General features: G+C 67.2%; 24 protein-coding genes. 4 read left to right on the top strand and 20 right to left on the bottom strand.

The window, feature by feature from the left end:
- Positions 1-14: 14 nt before the first annotated feature.
- The 6 genes from J1M43_RS04745 to gabT all read right to left on the bottom strand — a co-directional run bounded on the left by J1M43_RS04745 (position 15) and on the right by gabT (position 8,286).
- Entirely contained in the window at positions 15-1,379 is a 1,365-nt protein-coding gene (locus J1M43_RS04745) for an NAD-dependent succinate-semialdehyde dehydrogenase (RefSeq protein ID WP_033106092.1), read from the bottom strand.
- 30 nt (positions 1,380-1,409) lie between these two features.
- The gene (locus J1M43_RS04740; protein WP_206476077.1) at positions 1,410-2,876 is read right to left on the bottom strand and encodes an NAD-dependent succinate-semialdehyde dehydrogenase; all 1,467 of its coding nucleotides are present in this window, start codon (positions 2,874-2,876) and stop codon (positions 1,410-1,412) included.
- Between the two features lie 50 nt (positions 2,877-2,926).
- Positions 2,927-4,483 (bottom strand): APC family permease, encoded by a 1,557-nt coding sequence (locus J1M43_RS04735; RefSeq protein WP_206476075.1) that lies wholly within the window; start codon positions 4,481-4,483, stop codon positions 2,927-2,929.
- The gene (locus J1M43_RS04730; RefSeq protein ID WP_206476073.1) at positions 4,480-5,376 is read right to left on the bottom strand and encodes a universal stress protein; all 897 of its coding nucleotides are present in this window, start codon (positions 5,374-5,376) and stop codon (positions 4,480-4,482) included. The genes J1M43_RS04735 and J1M43_RS04730 overlap by 4 nt, the downstream gene beginning before the upstream one ends.
- The gene (locus J1M43_RS04725; RefSeq protein ID WP_206476071.1) at positions 5,373-6,803 is read right to left on the bottom strand and encodes an NAD(P)/FAD-dependent oxidoreductase; all 1,431 of its coding nucleotides are present in this window, start codon (positions 6,801-6,803) and stop codon (positions 5,373-5,375) included. The genes J1M43_RS04730 and J1M43_RS04725 overlap by 4 nt, the downstream gene beginning before the upstream one ends.
- Before the next feature lie 121 nt (positions 6,804-6,924).
- Positions 6,925-8,286, bottom strand: a complete 1,362-nt coding sequence (gene gabT / locus J1M43_RS04720; RefSeq protein ID WP_206476069.1) for a 4-aminobutyrate--2-oxoglutarate transaminase — start codon at positions 8,284-8,286, stop codon at positions 6,925-6,927.
- Positions 8,287-8,380: 94 nt separating this feature from the next.
- On the opposite strand from gabT, the gene J1M43_RS04715 reads away from it, so the two are divergent.
- Positions 8,381-9,889: a PucR family transcriptional regulator gene (locus J1M43_RS04715; protein WP_206476067.1), complete on the top strand. Its 1,509-nt coding sequence runs from the start codon at positions 8,381-8,383 to the stop codon at positions 9,887-9,889.
- A gap of 99 nt (positions 9,890-9,988) precedes the next feature.
- On the opposite strand, the gene J1M43_RS04710 is transcribed toward J1M43_RS04715, so the two are convergent.
- The gene (locus J1M43_RS04710) at positions 9,989-11,440 is read right to left on the bottom strand and encodes a helix-turn-helix transcriptional regulator (RefSeq protein ID WP_206476065.1); all 1,452 of its coding nucleotides are present in this window, start codon (positions 11,438-11,440) and stop codon (positions 9,989-9,991) included.
- 136 nt (positions 11,441-11,576) lie between these two features.
- On the opposite strand from J1M43_RS04710, the gene aceB reads away from it, so the two are divergent.
- Positions 11,577-13,232, top strand: coding sequence for a malate synthase A (aceB, locus tag J1M43_RS04705; protein WP_206476063.1), 1,656 nt, complete (start codon positions 11,577-11,579; stop codon positions 13,230-13,232).
- A 757-nt stretch (positions 13,233-13,989) separates the two neighbouring features.
- Here the strand turns inward: aceB and J1M43_RS04700 are convergent.
- Entirely contained in the window at positions 13,990-15,696 is a 1,707-nt protein-coding gene (locus tag J1M43_RS04700; protein WP_206476061.1) for an acyl-CoA dehydrogenase, read from the bottom strand.
- Between the two features lie 130 nt (positions 15,697-15,826).
- Here J1M43_RS04700 and J1M43_RS04695 point away from each other — a divergent pair, with 130 nt between their 5' ends.
- Together J1M43_RS04695 and J1M43_RS04690 are read left to right on the top strand one after the other, a co-directional pair.
- Positions 15,827-16,228 carry a hypothetical protein gene (locus tag J1M43_RS04695; RefSeq protein ID WP_033106083.1) on the top strand — a complete coding sequence of 134 codons (402 nt, stop codon included), beginning with the start codon at positions 15,827-15,829 and terminating at the stop codon, positions 16,226-16,228.
- Between the two features lie 27 nt (positions 16,229-16,255).
- Positions 16,256-17,470: a pyridoxal phosphate-dependent aminotransferase gene (locus J1M43_RS04690; protein ID WP_206476059.1), complete on the top strand. Its 1,215-nt coding sequence runs from the start codon at positions 16,256-16,258 to the stop codon at positions 17,468-17,470.
- 6 nt (positions 17,471-17,476) lie between these two features.
- On the opposite strand, the gene J1M43_RS04685 is transcribed toward J1M43_RS04690, so the two are convergent.
- The 12 genes from J1M43_RS04685 to J1M43_RS04630 form a co-directional block, all read right to left on the bottom strand.
- Entirely contained in the window at positions 17,477-17,887 is a 411-nt protein-coding gene (locus tag J1M43_RS04685; RefSeq protein ID WP_206476057.1) for a VOC family protein, read from the bottom strand.
- Between the two features lie 64 nt (positions 17,888-17,951).
- A complete protein-coding gene (locus tag J1M43_RS04680) occupies positions 17,952-19,097 on the bottom strand; it encodes a UDP-N-acetylmuramate dehydrogenase (RefSeq protein ID WP_206476055.1) in 1,146 nt (381 codons plus the stop codon).
- 13 nt (positions 19,098-19,110) lie between these two features.
- A complete protein-coding gene (locus J1M43_RS04675; RefSeq protein ID WP_206476054.1) occupies positions 19,111-19,509 on the bottom strand; it encodes a MaoC/PaaZ C-terminal domain-containing protein in 399 nt (132 codons plus the stop codon).
- Entirely contained in the window at positions 19,506-19,967 is a 462-nt protein-coding gene (locus J1M43_RS04670) for a MaoC family dehydratase N-terminal domain-containing protein (RefSeq protein ID WP_033106078.1), read from the bottom strand. Before J1M43_RS04670 ends, J1M43_RS04675 begins: the two co-directional genes overlap by 4 nt.
- 45 nt (positions 19,968-20,012) lie before the next feature.
- Positions 20,013-20,819 (bottom strand): sulfite exporter TauE/SafE family protein, encoded by an 807-nt coding sequence (locus tag J1M43_RS04665; RefSeq protein WP_033106580.1) that lies wholly within the window; start codon positions 20,817-20,819, stop codon positions 20,013-20,015.
- 145 nt (positions 20,820-20,964) lie between these two features.
- Positions 20,965-21,678 carry a 50S ribosomal protein L17 gene (gene rplQ, locus J1M43_RS04660; protein ID WP_206476052.1) on the bottom strand — a complete coding sequence of 238 codons (714 nt, stop codon included), beginning with the start codon at positions 21,676-21,678 and terminating at the stop codon, positions 20,965-20,967.
- Between the two features lie 34 nt (positions 21,679-21,712).
- Entirely contained in the window at positions 21,713-22,702 is a 990-nt protein-coding gene (locus J1M43_RS04655) for a DNA-directed RNA polymerase subunit alpha (RefSeq protein WP_206476050.1), read from the bottom strand.
- A gap of 143 nt (positions 22,703-22,845) precedes the next feature.
- Positions 22,846-23,244: a 30S ribosomal protein S11 gene (gene rpsK / locus J1M43_RS04650; protein WP_033106075.1), complete on the bottom strand. Its 399-nt coding sequence runs from the start codon at positions 23,242-23,244 to the stop codon at positions 22,846-22,848.
- 30 nt (positions 23,245-23,274) lie between these two features.
- Entirely contained in the window at positions 23,275-23,649 is a 375-nt protein-coding gene (gene rpsM / locus J1M43_RS04645; RefSeq protein WP_206476048.1) for a 30S ribosomal protein S13, read from the bottom strand.
- A gap of 155 nt (positions 23,650-23,804) precedes the next feature.
- The gene (gene rpmJ, locus J1M43_RS04640) at positions 23,805-23,921 is read right to left on the bottom strand and encodes a 50S ribosomal protein L36 (protein ID WP_188434530.1); all 117 of its coding nucleotides are present in this window, start codon (positions 23,919-23,921) and stop codon (positions 23,805-23,807) included.
- A gap of 60 nt (positions 23,922-23,981) precedes the next feature.
- Positions 23,982-24,203, bottom strand: a complete 222-nt coding sequence (infA, locus tag J1M43_RS04635) for a translation initiation factor IF-1 (protein ID WP_017201569.1) — start codon at positions 24,201-24,203, stop codon at positions 23,982-23,984.
- A gap of 159 nt (positions 24,204-24,362) precedes the next feature.
- On the bottom strand, positions 24,363-25,025 hold the full coding sequence (locus J1M43_RS04630) for a thioredoxin domain-containing protein (RefSeq protein WP_206476046.1): 663 nt from the start codon (positions 25,023-25,025) through the stop codon (positions 24,363-24,365).
- Between the last annotated feature and the right edge of the window lie 103 nt (positions 25,026-25,128).

The following is a 25,128-nucleotide window of genomic DNA, read 5'->3' as shown; positions in this document are numbered from 1 at the left end:
GCGAGCGGGGCCCCCTATGCGGTGCGGATGAGCTTCTTGTTGACGAACTCGTCGGCGGCGAGGTGGCCGAGCTCACGCGAGGTGCCACTGCGCTTCACGCCGCCGAACGGCAGTTCCGGGCTGTCGGCGAGCACGAGGTTCACGTAGACCATGCCCGCCTCGATCCGGTCCGCGACGCGCTCCGCCTGTTCGGGGTCCGTGGTGAAGAGATACGAACCGAGCCCGAAGGTGGTGTCGTTGGCCAACTCCACAGCCGCGTCCTCGTCCGCCACCCGATACACGACGGCCGCAGGACCGAATAGCTCCTCGCGGTACACATCCATCTCGGGTGTGACATCGGCGAGCACCGTCGGGGCGAAGAACGCGCCGTCGCGGGTGCCACCGGTGAGCAGCGTCGCGCCCTGCCCGACAGCGCCGTCCACCTGCTTCTGCAGCTGCTCCGCCGCCGAGAGCGACGCGAGCGGGCCGAGCACGGTGTCGTCCTGCATCGGGTCGGTCGCGGGCACGATCGACATGCGCGCGACGAACCTCTCGACGAAGTCGTCGTACAGATCGTCCACGATGATGAAGCGCTTCGCGCCGTTGCAGGCCTGACCGTTGTTGTCCAGGCGCGCGTCGACACCGGCCTGCACCGTGGCATCCATGTCGTCGGTGGAGAGAACGATGAACGGATCGGAGCCGCCGAGCTCCAGCGCGACCTTCTTGAGGTTGCGCCCTGCCACCTCGGCGACCGCAGCACCCGCGCGCTCGGAACCCGTCAGAGAGACGCCCTGCACACGAGGGTCGGCGATCATGCCGGCGATCTGCTCGTTCGTCGCGAGCACGTTCTGATACGCACCGTCGGGGAACCCAGCCGCACGGTAGATGTCCGCGATCGCGTTCGACGACTCGGGGCACTGAGGTGCCGGCTTGAGGAGGATCGTGTTGCCGACGATGAGGTTCGGAGCCGCGAACCTCACGATCTGGTACGCGGGGAAGTTCCACGGCATGATCCCCAGCAGCGGTCCCAGCGAGTCGCGCCGGATGATCGCCGACCCCTCCCCCAGGATCGCGATCGGCTGGTCGGCCATGATCGACTCGGCCTGATCGGCGTAGTACTCGGCGATGTCGGCCGCGAAGTCGACCTCGCCCAGGGCGGCCTCGCGCGGCTTGCCCATCTCACGCACGAAGATGTCGGCGAGCTCCTCGCGACGCTCGCGGTGCAGTTCGGCCGCTCGACGCACGAGCGCTGCCCGCTCGGCGACCGTCGAGGAACGCGACCAGTCGCGGTGCGCGGCATCCGCTGCGGCGAGCGCCTCGTCGATCTGCGCGTCCGTGAACGTGTCATAGGTGGTGAGCGTCTCTCCCGTGGCCGGGTTGACGACGGCATAGTCGGTCATGATCGGTCCTCTCAGTCGTCTTCGCAGTGATCAGTTCGGGATCAGCGTGTACTTGGTCGACAGGTACTCGTGGATGCCTTCGAGGCCGCCCTCGCGGCCGACGCCCGACTGCTTGACACCGCCGAAGGGCGCTGCGGCGTTCGATACGACGCCCACGTTGAGGCCCATCATGCCGGTCTCGAGTGCGTCGATCATCCGGTGTCCCCTCGCGAGGTCTTCCGTGAAGACGTACGACACGAGCCCGTACTCGGTGTCATTCGCGAGGCGCACACCCTCGGCCTCGTCGGTGAAGGTGGCGATCGCGAGCACGGGGCCGAATATCTCCTCGCGGAGGATGTCGCTGCCCTTGGCGACATCGGTGATGACCGTCGGCTCGAAGAACGTTCCCTCGCCGTCGATCGCGTGGCCACCCGCGAGCAGGCTCGCACCCCGCCCGACGGCGTCTTCGACGAGTTCGGATGCCTTCGACACGGCATCCGCGTCGATGAGGGGTCCGATCGTGACGCCGTCCTCTGTACCGCGCCCGATCTTCATCGCCTGCACGCGCTCGGCGACGCGACGCGCGAATTCCTCGGCCACGTCCGCGTGCACGATGAAGCGGTTGGCCGCCGTGCACGCCTGGCCGATGTTGCGGAACTTCGCCAGCATGGCTCCGTCGACCGCCTTGTCGAGGTCGGCGTCGTCGAAGACGACGAACGGGGCATTGCCGCCGAGCTCCATCGACACGCGAAGCACGCCTTCCGCCGCCTGGGCGATGAGCTTGCGCCCCACCTCGGTCGACCCGGTGAACGACAGCTTGCGCAGGCGGGGGTCGGCGATGATCGGAGCCGAGAGCTTGGATGACGACGACGTCTGCACGACATTGACGACACCAGCGGGAAGCCCCGCCTCCTCCAGCAGCGTGACGAAGAACATCGTCGTCAGCGGCGTCAGCGCCGGCGGCTTGATCACCACGGTGCATCCCGCGGCGAGCGCCGGCGCGATCTTGCGGGTCGCCATCGCGAACGGGAAGTTCCACGGGGTGATGAAGAACGACGGCCCGACCGGACGCTGCGAGACGACCATCTGCCCCGTGCCCTCCGGGTTGGATCCGTAGCGGCCCGAGATGCGCACGGCCTCTTCGCTGAACCACCGCAGGAACTCTCCGCCGTAGACGACCTCACCGCGCGACTCCGCGAGCGGTTTGCCCATCTCGAGGGTCATCAGCAGCGCCAGGTCCTCCTTGTGCTCCTGCACGAGGTCGAACGTGCGGCGCAGGATGTCGCTGCGGGTGCGTGCGGGCATCGCGGCCCAGGAGGCCTGCGCCTCGACGGCTGCATCGAGGGCACGGATGCCGTCGTCCGGAGTCGCATCCGCGATGGAGTGGATCACGGCGTTGGTCGCGGGGTCGCGCACATCGAACGTGCCTCCGCCGGTGGCATCCACCCACTGGCCGCCGATGAAGAGTCCCGAGGGGACGCGGTCCAGGAGGGCCTTCTCATTGGGTGCGGTTGTCATCGTGCTCTCTTTCTGTGCGGGGATGGATATCTGTGCGGGGGGCGCGAGCGTCAGCGGCGACGCAGGCTGGGCGGAGCATCCATTGTCAGCGTCTCACCGCGGAAGAAGGCGGGGCGCTTGATCGCCTGCCAGATCATGATGACGATGCCGACGACGATCACGGTCACGCCGAGGATGAACACGAGCCCGACACCGGCGATGTTCGATCCGCTGCCGTAGTCGGGGTTCATGCTGTCGACCAGGGTCATCACGAACAGCGCGGCAAGGATGATGCCGCCGACCAGTGGGAACAGCAGCGTGAAGAAGAACGTGCGCGCAGAGTCGAACCACTGCTTGCGGAAGTACCAGACGCAGGCGAACGCGGTGATGCCGTAGTAGAAGCAGATCATCATGCCGAGGGCGGTGATGGTGTCCCACAGCACGTCTTCGCTGATGAAGCGCATGACGGCGTAGAAGGCGGATGCCACGACCGCGGCGATGATCGTCGCATAGCCCGGCGTGAAGAACCGCGGGCTGACCTTGGCGAACTGCGAGGGCAGAGCGCCGTAGTGCCCCATCGCGAGCAGGGTGCGTGCGGGTGAGACGAAGGTCGACTGCAGCGATGAGGCCGAGCTCGTGAGCACGGCGAGCGAGACGAGGAAGGCGAGCGGGCCGAGGATGGGTCCGGACAGGTAGAAGAAGACGTTGCTCTGGATGTCTTCGTTGCCGAGCCCCAGCGCGCCGGTGCCGATGCCGGCGAACGACAGCAGCGCGATCGAGAGCAGCAGGTAGAGGACGACGATCGTGATGACCGTGAGAGTCGCCGCGCGCCCAGGGGTCTTCTCGGGGTTCTTCGTCTCCTCGTTCATCGTGAGGGTCACGTCCCACCCCCAGAAGATGAAGATCGACAGCGAGAGCCCGGCGACGATCGCGCCGACCGATCCGACGGCGAACGGGTTGAACCAGCTCAGCTCGATGGGGCTCGCATCGAAGGCGTTGCCCTGCGCGACCTGCACGAACGCCGTGATCGAGAAGATCAGCAGCACGAGCAGCTGGAAGCCGACGAGGTAGTACTGCAGCTTCTGCGTGGTCTGCATGTCGCGATAGGAGACGAGCGTCGCGCCGAGCATGAACAGCAGGCACACCGCGACATTGATGAACGGGTTGAAGGCGAGCTCGGCGATCGTCCCAGGACTTCCCGCGATCTGATCGATCAACAGGAACAGGAACTCCACCGCGATGCCGGCGAGATTCGACAGCACGAGGATCGTCGCCGCGATCAGCCCCCAGCCGGCCATCCACCCCACCCAAGGGCCGAATGCACGTGCGGCCCAGGTGAAGGAGGTGCCGGAGTCGGGCATCGAGCGGTTGAGCTCGCGGTAGCCGAAGGCGACCAGGAGCATCGGGATGAAGCCGATCAGGATGATCGCCGGCACCTGGAATCCGACCTCGGACACCGTCGGCCCGAGCGCCGCGGTGAGCGTGTATGCAGGTGCGATGCAGGAGATGCCGATGACGACGGCGCCGATGAGGCCGACGGTTCCGGCGCTCAAGCCCTTCTGCGAGAGGCCTCCGGTGACGGGGGCGGGTTCGGGAGTCGAAGCTGTGGTGGGAGGTGTGGTGCTCATGCGAGGTCTCCTTCGACCTGGGCACCTGTGCGGGTGCGTGGCACGACGATCATGGGGACGGGAAGCACGCGCAGCATCTTCGCGGCGGTGGATCCCAGGAACAGCCTGCGTGGCTGAGCGAGACGGCTCGAGCCGACGAGGATGACCTCGCCGGGAAGCCATGACAGGTGGGTGACGGCATCCTCGACGCTGTCACCCGGGGCCTGCTCGGCCGACACTTCGACGCCCTGCGGCAGCGCGGTCTTGGCCGCGGCCAGCACCTCGTCGGCGTGCTCGCCGCCGGCGACGCGGATCGCGCCGGTGTCCAGACCCGGCGGAACGTCGAACGGCACCAGGGAGACGAGGCGCAGCGGAGCGCTGCTGTCGGTCGCCATCGTCACGGCCTCGCCGAGCAGGACATCGGCACCGGCACGGGTGCCGAGCGCCGCCGTGATGCGCGGGACGACGTCGACCTCGTCCTGCGCGGTCCCAGCCGGCGCCAGCGCCACCGGAATCGGCGAGGAGTGCACGAGTGCGGATGCCACGCCACCCAGGCGGTGCCGGCCGAAGCCCGCCCCCTCGGCAGCGCCCACGACGATCAGCCGGGCCCCGAATTCCTCACCCGCGGCGATCAGACCCTCGGCGAAGGATTCGCCGAGGCGGACGTGACCACTGCGGGTCAGCCCCTGCGGCAGGTGCGTCATCGCCTCGGCGAGCCATCTCTTGCCCTGCGCGCGGATGACGTCCTCATAGGCGCGCTCCGGCGGGACGGCCGCGCTGCGCGTGCCCTCCGACGGCAGCACGATGACCAGATGCAGTCGGGCGCCGAGACTTCGCGCCAGACGCGCTCCGAGAGCAGCGGCATCGGCTCCGGCATCCGTCGCGGTGTACCCGACGACGATCGCGCCGCTCACGATTCGCTCCCGGCCGCTGCGCTGGTGGCCGCGCTCCCGGCCGCTGCGCTGGTGGTCCGGCTCGCTTCCACGATGTCGGAGGCGACGAGATGCCCCATGCGGATGGCTCCGTCGACGTGCTGGTATCCGGCGCCGGCGAGATCGCTGCAGGCGAAGTGGATCGGGCCGACAGGTGTGCGCAGGTCGTTGCCGTAGCGGTGCAGGCCGCCGAGGTCGAAGCTCGCGGCATACGCGCCGCGCGTCCATTCCTCGCTCCCCCAGTCGCTCTCGTAGTACACGACCGGGCTCTTCGCCTCCGGGCCGTAGTAGTGCGAGAGGGATTCGAGGATGCGCTCCTTGCGCTCCTCGGCGCTGAGTTCGAAGACGCCGTCGGCATGCTTGTCGGAGACGAAGCCGACGAGCGTTCCACGCTCATCGTCGTGGTTGGTGTTGTCGTACGCCTCGTGCGCGAGCTCGTACGGGCTGAACGCGGTGCCGCTCAGACCCTGTTCGCGCCAGAACGGACGGTCGTAGACGGCGTGCACCTTGATGACGAAACCCATCGAGAGGTGCTGGTGCAGCTGTTGCTGCCGGCGCGGCATCGGCGGGACGAACGAGATGCGGTTGTAGAGCACTGGCGCGTGGGCGAGGATCGCGAAACGCGCTCTGACCGTCAGGTCATCCGTGGTGGCGGTCACCCCGCCGGTCCCTGAGCCTGTCGAAGGGCCCCATTCCAGCGATCGCACCGGCTGATTCAGCAGCACGTCGTCTCCCAGGCGCTCCGCGAGCAGCAGCGGCACCTGCTGCAGACCGCCGATGACCCGTTCGTCGAGGATGAAGTCGGCATCGACGAGGTTGGAGAAGCTGCCGGCGGATGCTGCCATCAGCAGCGCCTGCAGCGTGGAGAAGGCGTGAGCGGGCTTGGTGAGCATGGCGCCGGCGATGAAGAGGGCGATGTTGTCGCGCGCTTCCTGGTCGTCGGTCTGCACGGCGAGCCACTGCTCGAACGACACCTCGTCGAGCGCCTCGGCGTTCGGATGCGCCCATGGCCGGTCGGGGTCGATCTCGGCGACCATGGCGTCGAGCTTCTCGATGAGTTCGACCATGATCTTCTCGGTCGCAGGAGCGACGGGGAAGATGTCGCCGGTGAAGCGGGTGAGCTCTCCCGATGGGCCGATGTAGACGCTCTCGCCCTCGCGGTAGCGGCTGTAGGTCGACAGGCCCAGTTCTTCGAGCGTCTCCTTCAGCGCATCCTGATCGGGCGAGACCCACTGGCCGCCGATCTCGAGCATCGCGCCCTCGATGACGTCGGTCCACAACCGTCCGCCGACGCGGTCGCGCGCCTCGAGCACTGCGACGGAGAGGCCTGCCTTTCGCAGGTCGTTGGCGGCGGTGAGGCCTGCCGCTCCGGCGCCCACGATGAGCACGTCCCGTGTGATCTCAGCCATCAGCAACTCCTTCGTCGTTTCAGCGGTTTCGTCGTTTCAGCGGTTTCGTCGTTTCGGCGATCTGTGTGACAAGCGCCGGTCGCGATCCGAAATCCCCCGATACGGATCGCGACCGGACGTTCTATGCGGCGGCGAGCGCCTCCGCGACGACGTCGAGCCCTTCGATGAGCAGATCGTCACCGATGGACAGGGGCGGCAGGAAGCGGATCACGTTTCCGTACGTTCCGCAGGTGAGGACGATGACGCCCTGCGCGATGGCCGCTTTGGCGACCGCGGCGGTGAGTGCGGCATCGGGAGCGTTCGTCTCCGGGTCCACGAACTCGGCCGCGATCATCGCACCGTGTCCGCGGACGTCGCCGATGCGCGGATCCTGCGACTGCATGGCGGTGAGCCGCTCGGTGAGGATTGTGCCGATCTGCTGCGCGCGCTCGATCACCCCGTCGTTCTCGAACACGTCGATCGCCGCGAGCGCTGCGGCGCACGCGATCGGGTTGCCGCCGTAGGTGCCGCCGAGGCCACCTGCGTGCGAGGCGTCCATGATCTCGGCGCGGCCGGTGACGGCGGCGAGAGGCAGGCCGCCGGCGATGCCCTTGGCGGTCGTGATCAGATCGGGCACGACGCCGAAGATCTCACTGGCGAACATGTGCCCGGTACGGGCGAAGCCGGTCTGCACCTCGTCGGCGATGAAGACCACGCCGTTCGCACGGCACCAGTCGGCGAGCGCGGGCAGGAAGCCGTCTGCGGGGACGATGAAGCCGCCTTCGCCCTGGATGGGCTCGATGATGATCGCGGCGAGGTTGCCCGCCCCGATCTGCTTCTCCATCTGCGAGATCGCACGCTCTGCGGCATCCGGACCGGTGAGTCCGTCGCGGAACGGGTACGACATCGGCGCGCGGTACACCTCGGGCGCGAACGGTCCGAAGCCGCTCTTGTACGGCATCGACTTGGCGGTGAGCGCCATCGTGAGGTTGGTGCGGCCGTGATAGCCGTGGTCGAAGGCGACGACACCCTGGCGGCCGGTGTGCTTGCGGGCGATCTTGATCGCGTTCTCGACGGCCTCCGCGCCGGAGTTGAACAGTGCGCTCTTCTTCGCGAAATCGCCGGGGGTGAGCCGGTTGAGCGCTTCTGCGACCTCGATGTACGACTCGTACGGCGAGATCATGAAGCAGGTGTGCGTGAACTGCGCCGCCTGCGCCGCGACGGCGGCGGCGATCTTCGGGTGCGCGTTGCCCACCGTTGTCACGGCGATGCCGCTGCCGAGGTCGATGAGCGAGTTGCCGTCGGCATCCACCACGACTCCGCCGCCGGCCGCCACCGCCGCGACGGGGACCGTGTGCCCGACGCCGGCCGGAACCGCATCCGCCTTGCGGGCGAGAATCGCGGCTGAGCGCGGGCCCGGGAGATCCGTGACGAGTCGCCGCTGCTGAGGAAGTCCGGGGCCGCCCTGTGTCCGGTGTTCGGTCTCTGCATCGAGAAGTGCCATGTTCGTGAGCGTATGCCGCTTCGACACCTCGCCGCACTCGCCCGACTGTACAATCTTGAATAATTGGTCGCCCTCTTGTACAACGGAGTCGCTCATGGACCAGCCGACACTGCGCGCGCTTCTGCGACGCGGCGATCTCGGTCTGCGACTCGTCTCCGTCGAGGGCGCCCTGCGCGAAGGCGCACTCGATCGACCGATGCGCTGGGTGCATTCCTCCGACCTCGCCGATCCGACGCCGTTCCTCGCCGACGACCTCGCGCTGCTCACGACCGGGTCGCAGCTCGACCAGCAGGACGATGCCGGCATCAAGGAGTATGTCGATCGCCTCGCCGCGCGCGGCGTCGTGGGGCTGGGGTTCGGCACCGGTATCGGCTTCGGTGCGAGCGGCACGCTCTCCGGCATCCCCGACCAACTGGTGCACGCGTGCGCGGTCGCGGGCATCCCCCTGTTCGAGGTGCCATACGACACACCATTCATCGCCGTCGCCCGAGCCCACTCCGAGGCGATCGCCGCGCAGGCGTATGCGAGGCGCACCTGGGCGCTGGAGACCCAGCGAGCGCTCGCGCGTGCGGCGCTCAGGCCTCGCGGGTTGGAATCCACGCTGTCCGAGTTAGCGAGGCGGCTGGAGCAGTGGGTGGGGATGTTCGATGCGACCGGAGTGCTGGTGCACGAGCATCCGCATGGCCGATTGCCCGCCGACGATGTGACCGACCTCTCCGTCCGCGCCACCGAGCTGATCACGAGGGGCGGGCAGGCCGGACAGTCGCTGACGCTCGGGTCGGAGTCCTTCACGCTCTTCACCCTGGGCCGCAGCGGTCACCTGCGAGGCGTGATCGCCGTCGGAACGGCTTCACTCGACCCCGAAGCGAGGGCGGTCGTGACGTCCGTGATCGCGATGGCCGGGCTCGCTCTCGAGCAGAACGACCAGCTCGAGCGCGGCCGTCGACGGCTGCGCTCTCAGGTGCTCGCCTCACTGCTTCTCGACGACCCGACGCTCGCGCGCCGCGTGCTCGGTTCGCTTCCGGTCTCGCCCGTGGTCGTCGCGGTGGCGGATGCCGATGCTCCGGCGGATGCGATCGCAGAGTGGTGGGATCGCAGACAGGCCGAGCACGGCACGGCGGTGTTCGCCGCCTCGTCGGACGAAGGACTCACAGTCTGCGTCTCCGCCGGAGATGAGGATCTGTTCGACGAGGTCGCGACGCGTTTCGGCATCCGCCTCGGAGTCTCGGCGCCGGAGGGGTACGGCGCCTTCTCCAAGGCGCACGCGCAGGCCATCGTCGCGCTCAGGCACAACGATCAGGGGGCGGTGCGCTACGTGGACACCGTGGCATCCAGCATCCTCACCGCCTTCGCCACGGACGAGGCCAGACTGGTCGCGGAATCACGGCTGGCGCCGATCCGACCGCACTCCGAGCTGGAGTATTCGCTGCGGGTCTGGCTCGAGCACGACGCGCGCTACGAGTCCGCCGCTGCGGCTCTCGGCATCCATCGCCACACGCTCAGATCGCGGATCACCCAGGCGGCCGGGCTGCTGAACCTCGATCTGAGTTCGTTCCCCGCCCGCGCCGAGCTGTGGGCGGCGCTGCAGACCGCCCGCGACTGAGCGCATCGACTACCCCGCGAGACCGACTCTGCAGCACGAGACCGACGCTGTATGACTCGGTCTCGTGCCGCAAGCTCGGTCTCGGGCGTCAGGCGCGATTCAGCGCGGCGCGTGCGCCTCCAGGAATTCGTACACGTCCGTCGTGTCGACCCCGGGGAACGCGCCGGTCGGCAGCGTCGCGAGCAGCGTCCGAGGGGTCTTGACGTTCGGCCAGGACTGCTCCCGCCAGCGCTCCTCCAAGTCGGCCGGAGCGCGTCGACAGCACGCTTCGACCGAATGCTTGGAGACGCCACGGTTCGTGGTGTCGCGTCCCACGAACCACTTGGTGTCGTCGAATCGCACGCCCACGCTCACCGAGTGCAGACCCTCGCTGGATGACTCGACCCGTGCCGTGCACCAATAGGTGCCATTGCCGGTGTCGGTGTACTGGTAATACGGGTTGAAGCGGTCATCCTCGTCGAATACGACGCGACTGGTCCAGCGGCGGCAGCACATCTGCCCCTCGATCGAGCCGAGCCGATCGGTCGGAAAGTTCACGTCGTCGTTCTCGTACGCCTTCGTGATCGTGCCCGACTCGTGCACCTTCAGAAAGTGCACCGGGATGTCGAGGTGCCTCGTGGCGAGGTTCGTGAAGCGGTGCGCCGCGGTCTCGTACGAAACCGAGTACGCATCGCGCAGGTCTTCGATCGAGATCGCCCGCCGCTCCTTCGCCGCCTTCAGCGACGGCACGACGTGCGCCTCGGGAATCATCAGGGCGCCGGTGAGATAGTTCGTCTCCACCCTCTGGCGCAGGAACTCGGCATAGCTGCGCGGCTCCGAGTGACCGAGCATCCGGCTCGACAGCGCCTGCAGCACCGCGGTGCGCGCATCGCCCTTGGCCGGCACGCTGCTCGAGAGATACAGCCGGCCGTTCGCCAGGTCGGCGACGCTGCGCGTGGTCTGCGGAAGGTCGGGAGCATAATGCAGCGTGAAGCCCAAGTAGGCGGCGATCTCGGATGCTGTGCGCTGAGTCAGCGGGCCACCTGGGTGCCCCACGGCGTCGAGAATCTCGGATGCCTTCGCCTCGAGTTCTGCGAAGTGGTTGTCCTGCCGGCGCATCAGGTGGCGCAGTTCCACGTTGGCCCTGCGGGCCTCCTCGGGCGTCGCCGCGCGTTCGTCCTTCAGTCGATCGATCTCGCCGTGCAGGGCGAGCATGGCCTTGAGCGCGTCCGTCGGCACGCTCTTGCCGATGCGGAACGGATCGATACCGAGCGCCTGGAACGTCTGTCCCTTCATCGCCCGCTCGAGCGCTATCTCCGCCGCACTGCGCTCGTCGAGCGGCTCGCCCTCGAGCAACGCATCGATGCCGGTGCCGAGCGCACGGGCGATCGCCTGCAGCAGGGTGAGCTTCGGCTCGCGCTTGCCCGTCTCGATCATCGAGAGCTGGCTCGGCGCCCTCTCGACCGCGGTGGCGAGGTCTTCGAGCGTCATCCCGCGGGCCGTGCGGAGTTGCCTGATGCGCCGGCCGATCGTGAGAGCGTCGGTGTCTTCTGCAGCGTCAATGGTGCTCATGGAGGCGATTCTGTCACGAATGCAGAAATTCGACCAATCTTCACATCGGAATTGTTCGGTCAGGTGGTGGAACTTCACTCAGAGTGGTCTCAAAGCCACTCGGTTCAGTTACCGGGAAGACCGTAAGGAGCTCGCCATGACCACTCCCACCGCCACGCCGACCACCGCGCCGACGCAGACGATCCAGCAGGGTCCTGCGCTGCACGTCACCGGCTCGATGCGCGACCGGTTCGACGAGATCCTCACACCAGAGGCGATCGCCTTCCTCAGCGAGCTGCACCACCGCTTCGCGAACCGGCGGCACGACCGACTCGCCGATCGCATGCGCCGCCGCTTCGAGATCGGCAACGGCCACGACCCCCGCTTCCGCGACGACACCCGCCACATCCGTGACGACGCCGAATGGCAGGTCGCAGGAGCAGGTCCCGGTCTCGAGGACCGCCGCGTGGAGATCACCGGACCGACCGACCCGAAGATGACGATCAACGCGCTGAACTCCGGCGCGAAGGTCTGGCTCGCCGACCAGGAGGATGCCACCAGCCCCACCTGGGCGAACGTGATCGGCGGCCAGCTGTCGCTGCGCGATGCGATCCGCGGCGAGCTGAGCTTCACATCACCCGAAGGCAAGACCTACGAGGTCACGGCCCAGCAGACGCCCACGATCGTGATGCGACCGCGGGGCTGGCACCTCACCGAGAAGCACCTGACGTTCATCGACCGCACGGGGCGCAGCATGGCGGCATCCGCGTCGCTCGTCGACTTCGGGCTCTACTTCCTGCACAACGCGAAGGCGCTGATCGAGTCCGGCCGCGGACCCTACTTCTACATCGCCAAGCTCGAGTCCAGCGAAGAGGCCAAGCTGTGGGACGACGTGTTCACCTTCAGCGAGGACTATATCGGCATCGAGCACGGCACGATCCGCGCGACCGTGCTGATCGAGACCCTGCCCGCTGCCTTCGAGATGGACGAGATCCTGTTCGAACTGCGCGATCACTGCGCGGGCCTGAACGCCGGACGCTGGGACTACATCTTCTCCATCATCAAGAACTACCGCGGTCGCGGCGCACGCTTCGTGCTGCCGGATCGCAGCGAGGTCACGATGACCGTGCCGTTCATGCGCGCATACACCGAGCTGCTCGTGCAGACGTGTCACAAGCGCGGAGCCTTCGCGATCGGCGGCATGAGTGCATCGATCCCGAACCGCCGCGACCCCGAGGCGACTGCGACGGCGCTCGAGAAGGTCGCGGCCGACAAGAAGCGCGAGGCCGCAGACGGCTTCGACGGCACGTGGGTCGCGCACCCCGATCTGATCCCGACCGCTCAGGCCGAGTTCGACGCGGTGCTCGACGGTCGCCCGAACCAGCTCGACCGCCAGCGCGACGATGTGAGCGTGCGCCCGGAAGACCTGCTCGACCTGCGTATCGGTCGCCCGATCACGAGCAAGGGAGTGCGCGAGAACGTCTCGGTGGCGATCCGCTACATCGAGGCGTGGTTGCGCGGGCTCGGCGCCGTCGCGATCGACAACCTGATGGAGGATGCGGCGACCGCGGAGATCTCGCGCTCACAGGTCTGGCAGTGGATCCACCAGGATCGCTCCACCGAGGATGGCACTCGCATCACGCCGGAGTACATCGAGGGTCTGATCACCGACGTGCTGGCCCAGGCCACCCGCGCTGCGGGCGACCGGTTCGACGACGCCGCCGAGCTGTTCCGCGAGGTGTCTCTGGGCGTGGAATTCCCCGCGTTCCTCACCACCTCCGCCTACTCGAAGTTCCTGGTCGAGACGGACTGACTGCGATCACACGAAGGTCGGATGCTGCGGCATCCGACCTTCGTCGTGTGCTGCGCCGCGCGACGGTTTCGACTCGCCTGCGGCTCGCTCAACCCGTTTCGTCTTCGTCGCTGCGCTCCTCGCTCAACGCCCCGCGCCTCACCCCGCTCCGCGGGTCGTTGAGCGAGCGGAGCGAGACGAAACGGACTGAGCGAGCGCCAGCGAGACGAAGTCAGATCTCACCGCACCCCACGGGTCGTTGAGCGAGCGGAGCGAGACGAAACGGACTGAGCGAGCGCCAGCGAGACGAAGTCAGATCTCGCCTCACCCCGCTCCACGGGTCGTTGAGCGAGCGGAGCGAGACGAAACGGACTGAGCGAGCGCCAGCGAGACGAAGTCAGATCTCACCGCACCCCGCTCCACGGGTCGTTGAGCGAGCGGAGCGAGACGAAACGGACTGAGCGAGCGCCAGCGAGACGAAGTCAGATCTCACCGCACCCCACGGGTCGTTGAGCGAGCGGAGCGAGACGAAGTCAGATCTCACCGCACCCCACGGGTCGTTGAGCGAGCGGAGCGAGACGAAACGGACTGAGCGAGCGCCAGCGAGACGAAGTCAGATCTCACCGCACCCCACGGGTCGTTGAGCGAGCAGAGCGAGACGAAACGGACTGAGCGAGCGCCAGCGAGACGAAGTCAGATCTCACCGCACCCCGCTCCACGGGTCGTTGAGCGAGCAGAGCGAGACGAAACGGACTGAGCGAGCGCCAGCGAGACGAAGTCAGATCTCACCCGCGGCGACCGTCTCGGCGAGCGCGTGCACGCGCGGGAGGTGGAGGGCGGCGTAGAAATCCGCATCCGTCAGGCGCGCGGCATCCGTCTCCGCCGGCGTCTCATGCCCGGCGACCGCGACCGCGGCGAGCGCGTGCATCCATCCGCCGGCGAGCGTGCCGAGCAGCATGAGGTACGGGACACTGACGGCGTAGGCGTCGCGCGGAGACTCGGCGAATCCGAGCACCGCCTCGGTCGCGCGACGAGCGGCATCGAGCGCGCGAGTCAACCGATCCGCGAGCGGCGCGCCCCGCAGCGCGGCCACGGTCTGCTCGATCTGAGCGAACAACTCAGCCACGGTCGCCCCCTGGTCGCGCAGCACCTTGCGTCCGATGAGGTCATTGGCCTGGATCGCGGTGGTGCCCTCGTAGATCGGCACGATGCGGGCATCCCGATAGTGCTGCGCGGCGCCGGTCTCCTCGATGAATCCCATGCCGCCGTGGACCTGGATGCCGTCGGAGGTCACGCGGAGCGCCTCCTCGCTCGTCCACCCCTTGAGAATGGGGACGAAAAGCTCGGCCAGGCGGAGCGCATCTTCGCCGCTGTCGGCGCGATCGAACAGGTCGCCGACGAACACCGACAGAGCACGCATGGCGAACACCTGGCTCGACATCGAGCCGAGGATGCGGCGCACATCAGGATGCTCGGCGATGGTCGTACCGGCCGGCCGGTCGAGCACGCGCCCCTGCAGCCGTGCTGCGGCGTATGAGGCAGCCCCCTGGTAAGAGCGGTCCGAGATGCCGGTCGCCTGGTGGCCCATGCCCACGCGGGCGGAGTTCATCATCACGAACATGCCGGCGAGCCCGCCGTGCAGCTCTCCCACGAGGTAGCCGGTGGCGTCTTCATACGAGAGCACGCAGGTGGGGCTGGCGTGGATGCCGAGCTTGTGCTCGATCGCGACGGTCTCGATCCGGTTGCGCTCCCCCAGTGATCCGTCGGCGTTCACCAGGAGGCGCGGCGCGACGAACAGCGAGAGCCCCTTGGCGCCGTCGGGTGCGCCGGGAGTGCGTGCGAGCACGAGGTGCACGATGTTGTCCGCGACATCGTGGTCGCCCCAGGTGATGAAGATCTTCTGCCCGCTGATCGACCACGATCCGTCATCCCTCGCGGTGGCCATCGTGCGGATCGCGCCGAGATCGGTGCCGGCATCCGGCTCGGTGAGGTTCATCGTGCCGGTCCACTCGCCGCTGACGAGCTTGGTCAGATAGGTCTCGCGAAGCTCTTCGGATGCCGCGGCGTCGAGGGCGTGGATGGCTCCTGAGCTCAGCATCCAGCACAGCGCGAACGCGGCATTGGAGGCGTTCCAGATCTCACCGAGCCCGGCGCCGACCGATGCCGGCAGGCCGTCGCCGCCGGCGGACTCGGGGGCGGTCGCGGTGACCCAGCCCGCTTCGACGAGTGCCTGGTAGGCGCCTGCGAAACCGTCGGGCAGGTGCACGTCACCGTCACGGAGCTGGGCCCCGGTCCTGTCGCCCGGCGCATCGAGCGGAGCGAGGACCTCGGCGGCGAACTCGCCGGCGCCCGCGATGATCTCCACGGCATCCTCAGCCGTGAGCGCGCCGCCCGATGCAGTGGCGACGATGTCGCGGCCGAAAGCCTCACCGTAGAGGAAGGCGTAGTCGGCGACGGGCGGGATGTAGGGGATGTTGGCGGTCATCGATGACTCCTGACGGTGAGAGACTCCGATCCATCCTAGCTGAGACTGAGTTTCATCTCTAGACTTTCGCCCGCAGCCCCCTGTGGATAACGTGCACGCTGCGCACAGGATGTCGGTTACGCTCGCCGCCATGTCGATCCTCGCTCCACGGCGCCGCATCGAGGCACGTATACGGCGCATCGCCTCGCTCGCGCTCACCGCAGTCTGCGGTGTGATCGTCGCCTCGAACATCGTCCTGTTCCTGGAGCGCCCGTCGACATTCTTCACCGATGGGACTTTCGGGCTCGCACCGTTTCCCGCCCTGCTCGTGCACGCCCTGTGGTGGACGCCCGTCATCGGCGCCGCGGCCGTACTCGTCGTCGGCACGATGCCCGAGGCTGCCAAAGGGTCACCACCTGTCGATCCGCTCCCGAGTCGGCTCCCCATGATGGCCGCAGTGGTCGCCCTCTGCGTCGCCGTCGCGTGCATCGCCGTGCCCACCGTGATATTCGTCGTGTCGTTCTTGACCGTGGTGCTCGCGGCTGTCTTCTGAGGCACCACTCCGAGTAGCATCTGAGGTGTGACCGAACGCGCCCCTCTCTCCCGCAAACTGTCCGCCATCGCCGAGTCCGCGACCCTCAAGGTCGATGCGAAGGCCAAGGCGCTGAAGGCGGAGGGCAAGCCCGTCATCTCGTACGCCGCTGGTGAGCCCGACTTCGCGACGCCGAAGTTCGTCGTGGATGCTGCCGCCGAGGCGCTCGCCGACCCGGCGAACTACCGCTACACCCCTGCGGCGGGCCTTCCCGCACTGCGCGAGGCGATCGCCGCCAAGACCCTCCGCGACTCCGGTCTCGAGATCTCGCCCAGCCAGGTGATCGTCACGAACGGCGGCAAGCAGTCCGTCTACCAGGCGTTCCAGACCGTGCTCAACCCGGGCGATGAGGTGCTGCTGCCCGCCCCCTATTGGACGACATACCCTGAGGCGATCGCGCTGGCCGACGGCATCCCGGTCGAGGTCTTCGCGGGCGCCGATCAGGACTACAAGGTCACCGTCGAGCAGCTCGAGGCGGCTCGCACTGACCGCACCACCGCGCTCGTGTTCGTCTCGCCGTCCAACCCCACCGGCGCGGTCTACACGGCGGAGGAGACGAAGGCGATCGGCGAGTGGGCCCTCGAGCACGGCATCTGGATCGTCTCCGACGAGATCTATCAGAACCTCACTTACGAGGGCGTCAAGGCGACGTCGATCGTAGAGGCTGTTCCGGATGCCGCAGCGCAGACGATCCTCGTGAACGGCGTGGCCAAGACGTACGCGATGACCGGCTGGCGCGTGGGTTGGATGGTCGGCCCCGCCGACGCGATCAAGGTCGCCGGCAACCTGCAGTCGCACCTGAGCAGCAACGTGAACAACGTCGCCCAGCGGGGCGCGATCGCCGCGCTGAACGGCCCGCAGGACGAGTCGGAGCGCTTCCGCGAGGCGTTCGACCGTCGCCGGCGCCTGATCGTCGCAGAGCTCTCCAAGATCGACGGCGTGCGCGTGCCGAACCCGCTCGGCGCGTTCTACGTGTACCCCGACGTGCAGGGTCTGCTGAACCGCACCTGGCCCACTCGAACAGGGGGCGGCGTCACCCCGACGACGTCACTCGAACTCGCGGATCTGATCCTGGACCAGGCCGAGGTCGCGGTCGTGCCCGGCGAGGCCTTCGGCCCGTCCGGCTACCTGCGTCTGTCGTACGCTCTCGGAGATGACCAGCTGCTGGAGGGCGTGCAGCGCCTGCAGCGCCTGTTCGCGTAGTCCGCTCTACTCGCCGGCCGGTTGCTCCTGATATCCGACGAGCCAGCGGATGCCGTAGCGATCGGTCACCTGACCGTCGAAGTCGCCCCATGGGCGCTTCTGCAGCGGGTCGACATCCGTGCCCTCCTCTGACAGCTGCGCGAACCACTGCTGCAGCACGGCAGGCTCCGCGGTGCCCAGAAGCGAGAACGTCGCACCGACGATGTGCACGGCATCCTGATCGGGGCCGGCGTCCGAGCCGAACAGCTCGACGGCGCCCGAGAGCATCCCGTGCGCGATCGCATCGCCGGGTCCGTCGGTGCGGCTGAACTGCTCGTACGTGAACAGCGACAGGTCACCGCCGAACACCTCGTGGTAGAAGGTCAGCGCTTCGCGGGCGTTGCCGGGGAAGAACAGGTACGGGACGAGTCCACTCATGCGGGCGAGTGTAGCGCGACGCTCCGACGGCGCGACGGCGCGACGGCGCGACGGCTCGGCGCTCTCAGAGATCGACGTCGATCAGCACCGGCTCAGGCTGCAGCAGCAGACCGAACTCCGACTGGACCCGCGCCTGGATGAATCGGGCGAGCTCGGCCAGTTCGGCGGCGGTCGCCCGTCCCCTGTTGGTCAGGGCCAGAGCGTGCTTGGTCGACACTCCCGCACGAGAGCGCGGTAGGCGGAACCCCTTCGAGATGCCGGCGTTCTCGATCAGCCACGCGGCGCTCACCTTCACGTCGCTGCGCGCGGATCGCGTCGGCGCGATGAAACCGTCGTATGCGCCGAGCGGGATGACGGTCACGGCATCCAGATCAGGCGTGACCGGCCATCTCGGACACTCGGGCGGCAGTTGGAGCGCGACCGATTCCGGCACGATCGCGTTCTGGAAGAACGATCCGGCACTCGCGGTGTCTGGATCGTCGGGGTTCAGCAGCATCCCCTTCTCCGCACGGATCCACAGGATCTGCTCGCGCACCCACTCGAGAGGCACCGGCTGCTCGGCCGCGTCGCCCGAAAGCCCGAGCGCACGCCGCAGCTGCTCGCCGCTCACCACCCGCCCGGCGGAGCCGACGTCTGCGAGGTCCAGCGTCACGGACAGGATCACGGCACGTCGAAGCGGCACGCCGCCGTGGTGGTGCTTGAGCACGGACGTGCGGAAGCCGAGTCCGAGCTCGGCCGCCGGCACGGTCGAGACATCGCCGGTCGACTCGTCGATCAGCTCGACCTCGACGAGCGTCGACTGGATCTCCTGTCCGTACGCTCCGACGTTCTGCACAGGTGCAGCACCGACTGTGCCTGGGATGCCGCTCATCGCCTCGATGCCGGCGAGCCCGTGCTCGACCGTGTAGGCGACCAACCCGTCCCAATCGTGCCCGGCCTGCACACGCACGCGCGCGCGGCCCTCGTGCGGCGAAGGAAGCCGTTCGATGCCGGAGGTCAGCACCCTGATGACCACGCCGTCGAACGGCTCGTCCCCGGCGAACAGGTTCGACCCGCCGCCGAGCACGAACCACTCCTCACCGCGCGACCAGGTATCGCGCAGCGCGTCGATGAGCTCGGGCGTCGTCGTCGCATCCAGCATCTGCTCCGGTGCGGCGCCGGTGCGCAGCGTCGTCAGTTGCGCGAGCGGGATGGGAGTGATCTCGGTCATGTCGTCCCGCGCGTCAGAGCGCGATGCGCAACTGGGCTTTGACGAGGACTGTCGTGTCGGCGTGCTTCACCGTGAGGTCGATGCGCACGGTCTGCTCATCGACCGCTCCGACCTTGGCGAGCACCGAGACGTCGGCGCCGGTCTCACGGTCGACCACGACCGGGCGGGTGAACCGGACGCCGTAGTCGGTGATCTTCGACGAATCGCCGAGAGCCGCCACGACCACTGATGACGCGAGGCCCATGGTCAGCATGCCGTGCGCGAGCACGCCGGGCAGACCGACGGATGCCGCGACGTCGTCACGGTAGTGGATCGGGTTGAAGTCTCCCGAGGCCCCGGCGTAACGGACCAGCGACTCGCGGGTGAGGTGGACGGTGCGCTCGGCGATGACGTCTCCGATGGTGTAGCTCACGCTGCGTCCTCGCTCTCGTCCGAACCGACCAGCAGCACACTCGTCGCCGTGACGACGTGCTCGCCGGCAGCATCCGTGATCTCCGCTTCGCTGGTGATCATCGCGTTGCCGGCCATCATTCGGATGCCGGTGACCTTGAGGCGCCCGGAAAGCTCATCGCCCGCGACGATCGGCCGCGTGTAGGCGAAGCGCTGCTCGGCGTGGATGATGCGCGCCAGCTCGATCCCGGAGTCCGGCTCTGCCAGCAGCTGCTGCAGAGTCTGATCCTGGATGACCATCGCGAACGTCGGCGGAGCCACCACGTCGGCGTAGCCGAGCGCGCGTGCCGCGTCGACGTCGGTGTGCAGCGAGGCATCGGCGAAGACGGCGCGCGCGAACTCGCGCACCTTCTCGCGACCGACCAGATAGGGCGGGGTCGGCGGGAATTCGCGGCCGACCAGTTCGGAGTTCACAGGCACGGTCCGATTCTACCGACCGGAACCCGCGGCCCGGCACTGCTGCAGTCAGCGCCGCCGCGATCGGAGGGCCTTGACCGCCATCTGCACGGCGATCACCACGAGGTATGCCGCGAACAGCATGTTACCGAGGAACGGGTCGATCAGCGTCGCAAGCCACGCGCCGAGCGCGGTTGTGGTACACGCCGAGACGCCGACGACGCCGGCTGCGAGCAGGTCGACGTTGCGGTGGCGGAGGTTGCCGATCGTGCCGGAGATCGCGGTGGGGATCATCATGAGCAGCGAGGTGCCCTTCGCCTCGAGATCGCTCGTGCCGAACACGAGCATGAGCACGGGGACGACGATCACGCCGCCGCCGACGCCGATGAGGCCGGCGATGATTCCGGTGAGCACGCCGACGACAGCGAGTCCTGCGCCGTTCAGCCAGCCGAGTTCGAAGACGGCCGCCCGCGAGGGGATGACGAGGAACAGGCTGATGATGACCAGCACGAGGAAGCCGACGAAGCCCCAGCGCAGCGCGCTCTGGGAGATGCGGGGCAGCAGCCGTGTGCCGATCTGGGCGCCGATCACGGCGCCCGCGGCGAGGATGAGGGCGGGAATCCAGGCCACGGATCCGGATGCGGCGTAAGAGATCACTCCGATGCTCGCAGTCGGAACAATGGCTGCGAGTGAGGTGCCGGCGCCGAGCCGCTGGTCGAAGCTCAGCAGCAGCACGAGCAGCGGAACGATGACCGTCCCGCCCCCGACGCCGAAGAGCCCGGACAGAAGGCCGGCGAGGAGGCCGATGGCGACGAAGGTCACATAGGCACGGGGGCCGCGGATTCGTGGAGCGAGTTCTTCAGAGGTTCCGGGCACCACGTCAGACTATCGCGCGCGCTGCCGGCATCCGGCATCCGGCATCCAGCCGACCGGCATCCGGCCGATGTCGCAGCGCGAGAAGGCCCGCCTTCCCTGAACGGGATGGCGGGCCTTCTCTGCGGAAGAACTCCGGGGCGGCGTGTTACTTGCCTGCCTCGACGAATCCTGCGGCCTCAGCGGCCTCGGCGGTGCGGAACCAGACCTCGGCGACCGTCGCGTCGTACCACTGACCGTCGGGACGGTGGAACTTCATCGAGTCCTTGTTGCCCTTGATGTCGAAGCCCTCGGGCGCCGAGCCGTCCTCGTTCGCAGGAGCGGAGTCGGCACCGAAGCCACCGTCGACGAGTGCAGCGGCGGCGGCAGTCTCAGCGGCTGCGCCCTCCTCCTGCGACTCGGCACCGGCGGCAGCAGCGTCATCGGCCTTCGGGGTCTCTTCGGCCTTGGGAGCCTTCTCGGCTTTCGGCTCAGCCTTGGCGGTCGCCTTCTTCTTCGGAGTGACGGGCTCGAGGACGAGCTCGATCACTGCCATGGGTGCGTTGTCGCCCTTGCGGTTTCCGACCTTCGTGATGCGGGTGTAGCCGCCCTCACGGTCGGCGACCAGCGGTGCGATCTCGGTGAAGAGGGTGTGAACGACCTGCTTGTCGCCGATGATCGACAGCACCCGGCGACGAGCGTGCAGGTCGCCGCGCTTGGCGAACGTGATCAGGCGCTCAGCGAGCGGACGAAGGCGCTTGGCCTTGGTCTCGGTCGTCTTGATCGACTTGTGGGTGTAGAGGGCCGCGGCAAGGTTGGCAAGCAGCAGACGCTCGTGGGCGGGGCCGCCTCCGAGGCGGGGACCCTTTGTGGGCTTAGGCATATTGATCTAACTCCTGGTCAGAATTTCGGGAAGGTCAGAAGGACTCGTCTTCGCCTGCGCCGTAGAAGTGGGCGCCGTCGAAACCGGGCACCGAATCCTTGAGCGACAGACCGAGCGAGATGAGCTTGTCGCGCACCTCGTCGACCGACTTCTGGCCGAAGTTGCGGATGTTCATGAGCTGCGTCTCGGACAGTGCCACGAGCTCGGACACCGTGTTGATGCCCTCGCGCTTGAGGCAGTTGTACGAGCGGACCGACAGGTCGAGGTCCTCGATCGGCATCGACAGTTCGCTGGAGAGCACGGGCTCAACAGGTGCCGGACCGATCTCGATGCCCTCGGCCTCGACGTTCAGCTCACGAGCCAGACCGAACAGCTCGGTCAGGGTCTTCGCTGCCGACGCGACGGCGTCACGCGGAAGCATGCTGTTCTTCGTCTCGACGTCGAGGATCAGCTTGTCGAAGTCGGTGCGCTCACCGGCACGAGTCGCCTCGACGCGGTAGCTGACCTTGAGAACGGGCGAGTAGATCGAGTCGACGGGGATCTGCCCGGCCTCGGCGTACTCGTTGCGGTTCTGGGTCGCCGACACGTAGCCGCGGCCGCGCTCGATCGTGAGCTCGAGCTCGAACTTCGCGGTGTCGTTGAGCGTCGCGATGACCAGCTCGGGGTTGGTCACCTCGACACCGGCCGGAGCCGAGATGTCAGCGGCGGTCACTTCGCCGGAACCGGTCTTGCGCAGGTACGCCGTGATGGGCTCGTCGCGCTCGGAAGAGACGACGAGCTGTTTGATGTTGAGGATGATCTCGGTGACATCCTCCTTCACGCCGGGGATGGTGCTGAACTCGTGCAGCACGCCGTCGAGGCGGATGCTGGTGACAGCAGCGCCGGGGATCGACGAGAGCAGGCTGCGACGCAGTGCGTTTCCGATCGTGTAGCCGAAGCCGGGCTCGAGCGGTTCGATGATGAACCGGCTGCGGTCCTCGGCGATCTTTTCCTCGGTCAGTGTGGGACGCTGTGCAATGAGCACTCTGTGTTCCTTTCGATCACATGCCCGCTATATGACATGTGGTGGGGTGAGGTGTTGAGTTTTTAAAGTCAGGCGCCCGCTCCTGAGCCTGTCGAAGGGCGGGCGATGCGAGGGATGCCGAAGCATCCCTCGCAGCAACCGGATCAGACGCGACGGCGCTTCGGCGGGCGGCATCCGTTGTGCGCCTGCGGGGTGACGTCCTGGATCGAGCCGACCTCGAGGCCTGCGGCCGTCAGCGAGCGGATCGCGGTCTCGCGGCCGGAGCCAGGACCCTTCACGAAGACGTCGACCTTCTTGACGCCGTGCTCCTGCGCCTGGCGGGCGGCCGACTCGGCAGCCATGCCTGCGGCGTACGGCGTCGACTTGCGCGAGCCCTTGAAGCCCACTCCACCGGAGGATGCCCAGCTGATGACAGCGCCGGACGGGTCGGTGATCGAGACGATCGTGTTGTTGAACGTCGACTTGATGTGGGCCTGGCCCAGCGCGATGTTCTTCTTTTCCTTGCGGCGCGGCTTGCGCGCGGCGGCCTTGGGTGCAGCCATGAAAGTGTTCTCCTATTCCCTGGCCGCTGCTTAGCGGGCCTTCTTCTTGCCGGCGACGGTGCGCTTCGGGCCCTTACGGGTACGGGCGTTGGTCTTGGTGCGCTGACCGCGGACGGGCAGGCCACGACGGTGGCGGATGCCCTCGTACGAGCCGATCTCGACCTTGCGGCGGATGTCGGCGGTGACCTCGCGGCGCAGGTCACCCTCCACCTTGTAGCTGCTTTCGATGTGGTCGCGAAGAGTGATCAGCTGCTCGTCGCTGAGGTCCTTGACGCGGACCGACTCGTCGATCTCGGTCGCCTTGAGGATCTCGACGGAGCGGGTACGGCCGATGCCGTAGATGTAGGTAAGGGCGATCACCACGCGCTTGTCGCGCGGGATGTCAACGCCGGCAAGACGTGCCATGCGGTTCTCCTGGGATGTGTAGAGGTGTGGAGCAGGATGTGGACCCGGGCCTCTGTCCCGAGGTGTCAGCTTGTTCGGTCCCTGAGCTTGTCGAAGGGCCGTCGAAGCGTCTTGATCCTGCCTTTATGTGTTCAGTTGTGAGTCGGATCCGTAGATCAGCCCTGGCGCTGTTTGTGGCGCGGGTTGCTCTTGCAGATGACCATGACGCGGCCGTGACGGCGGATCACCTTGCAGTGATCGCACATGGGCTTGACGCTGGGCTTGACCTTCATTGTGTTTCCTGTTCGCTGTCTTCGTGCACGCCCTATGGCGTGCCGTTACTTCTCGACCGATCAGCGGTAGCGGTAGACGATACGGCCGCGGGTGAGGTCGTAGGGGCTGAGCTCCACGACCACGCGGTCTTCGGGGATGATGCGGATGTAGTTCTGCCGCATCTTTCCGGAGATCGTTGCAAGGACCTTGTGCCCGTTGCTGAGCTCAACGCGGAACATCGCGTTGGGCAGAGCCTCGGAGATCACGCCCTCGATCTCGATGACACCGTCTTTCTTAGCCATAGCCTCGCTGACGCTTCTGCAGACCGGTCGATCTGCGGTGGATGAGTGATGTGGTGCCGCACCGGACGGACATGCCGGAACACGGCGCAAGGCACCAACGGTCTATCTTATCCGTCCGGATGCGATCCGGCAACTTGAGATGCGTGGGAGATCGACGGATCAGCCGAGCAGCTTCTCCATCTCGGTGATCTCACCCGCCTGCAGGTCCAGGCGTTTGCCGTTGACCTCGACGGTCGGTGTGCCCTGGATGTCATGAGCATCCGTCTGGGCGTCGACGAAGTCCATGTAGGTGCCGTCTGCGATGCACTCGGCCGCGGCGCCTGCTCCGGCTTCTTCGGCCAGAGCGGCGAGCTCGTCGTCAGAGAGGCCTGCCGAGTTCTCTTCAGGCTGGTTCGCGAACATCGAGTTGAAGAAGTCCAGTGTGGAGTCAGGGGCTTCTGCGGCGACGCAGTACATCGCGCTGCCGGCGCGGGTGGAGAACTCGGTGTTCTGCGACAGCCGGTTCAGGATCGACACGGGGTGGATGTTCAGCGTGATGTCGCCGTTGGCCGCCGCCGTCTGCAGCTGCTCGCCGTACGACTGCTCGAAGTCGCCGCAGATCGGGCACATGAAGTCGACGTACGTGTCGACGGTGTCCTCGCCGTCGCCGAATACGATGGCCCCGGTCTCCTCGTTGACGATCGCACTCTGCGGCGCGGTGCCTGGGTCATTGGCCTGGTTGTTGAGGATGACCACGAGTGCGCCGAGCGCCACGAGAACGACGACGACCGCGATCGAGATGCCGATCGCGAACCAGTTGGTGTTGCTCTTTGCTGCTGCCATTGCTGTTCGTTCTCCTGGTGCTGGATGCCACGGGCGCGGAAAAATGCTGTGGGGGACGCTTCTATCGTCCCTGCAAAGTCTATGCACCCGTTGTGAGCGCCCC

It is taken from the genome of Microbacterium sp. KRD172 (genome assembly GCF_017168295.1).
GTDB lineage: Bacteria > Actinomycetota > Actinomycetes > Actinomycetales > Microbacteriaceae > Microbacterium > Microbacterium profundi.
This window is presented reverse-complemented; position numbering and strand designations above follow the sequence as displayed.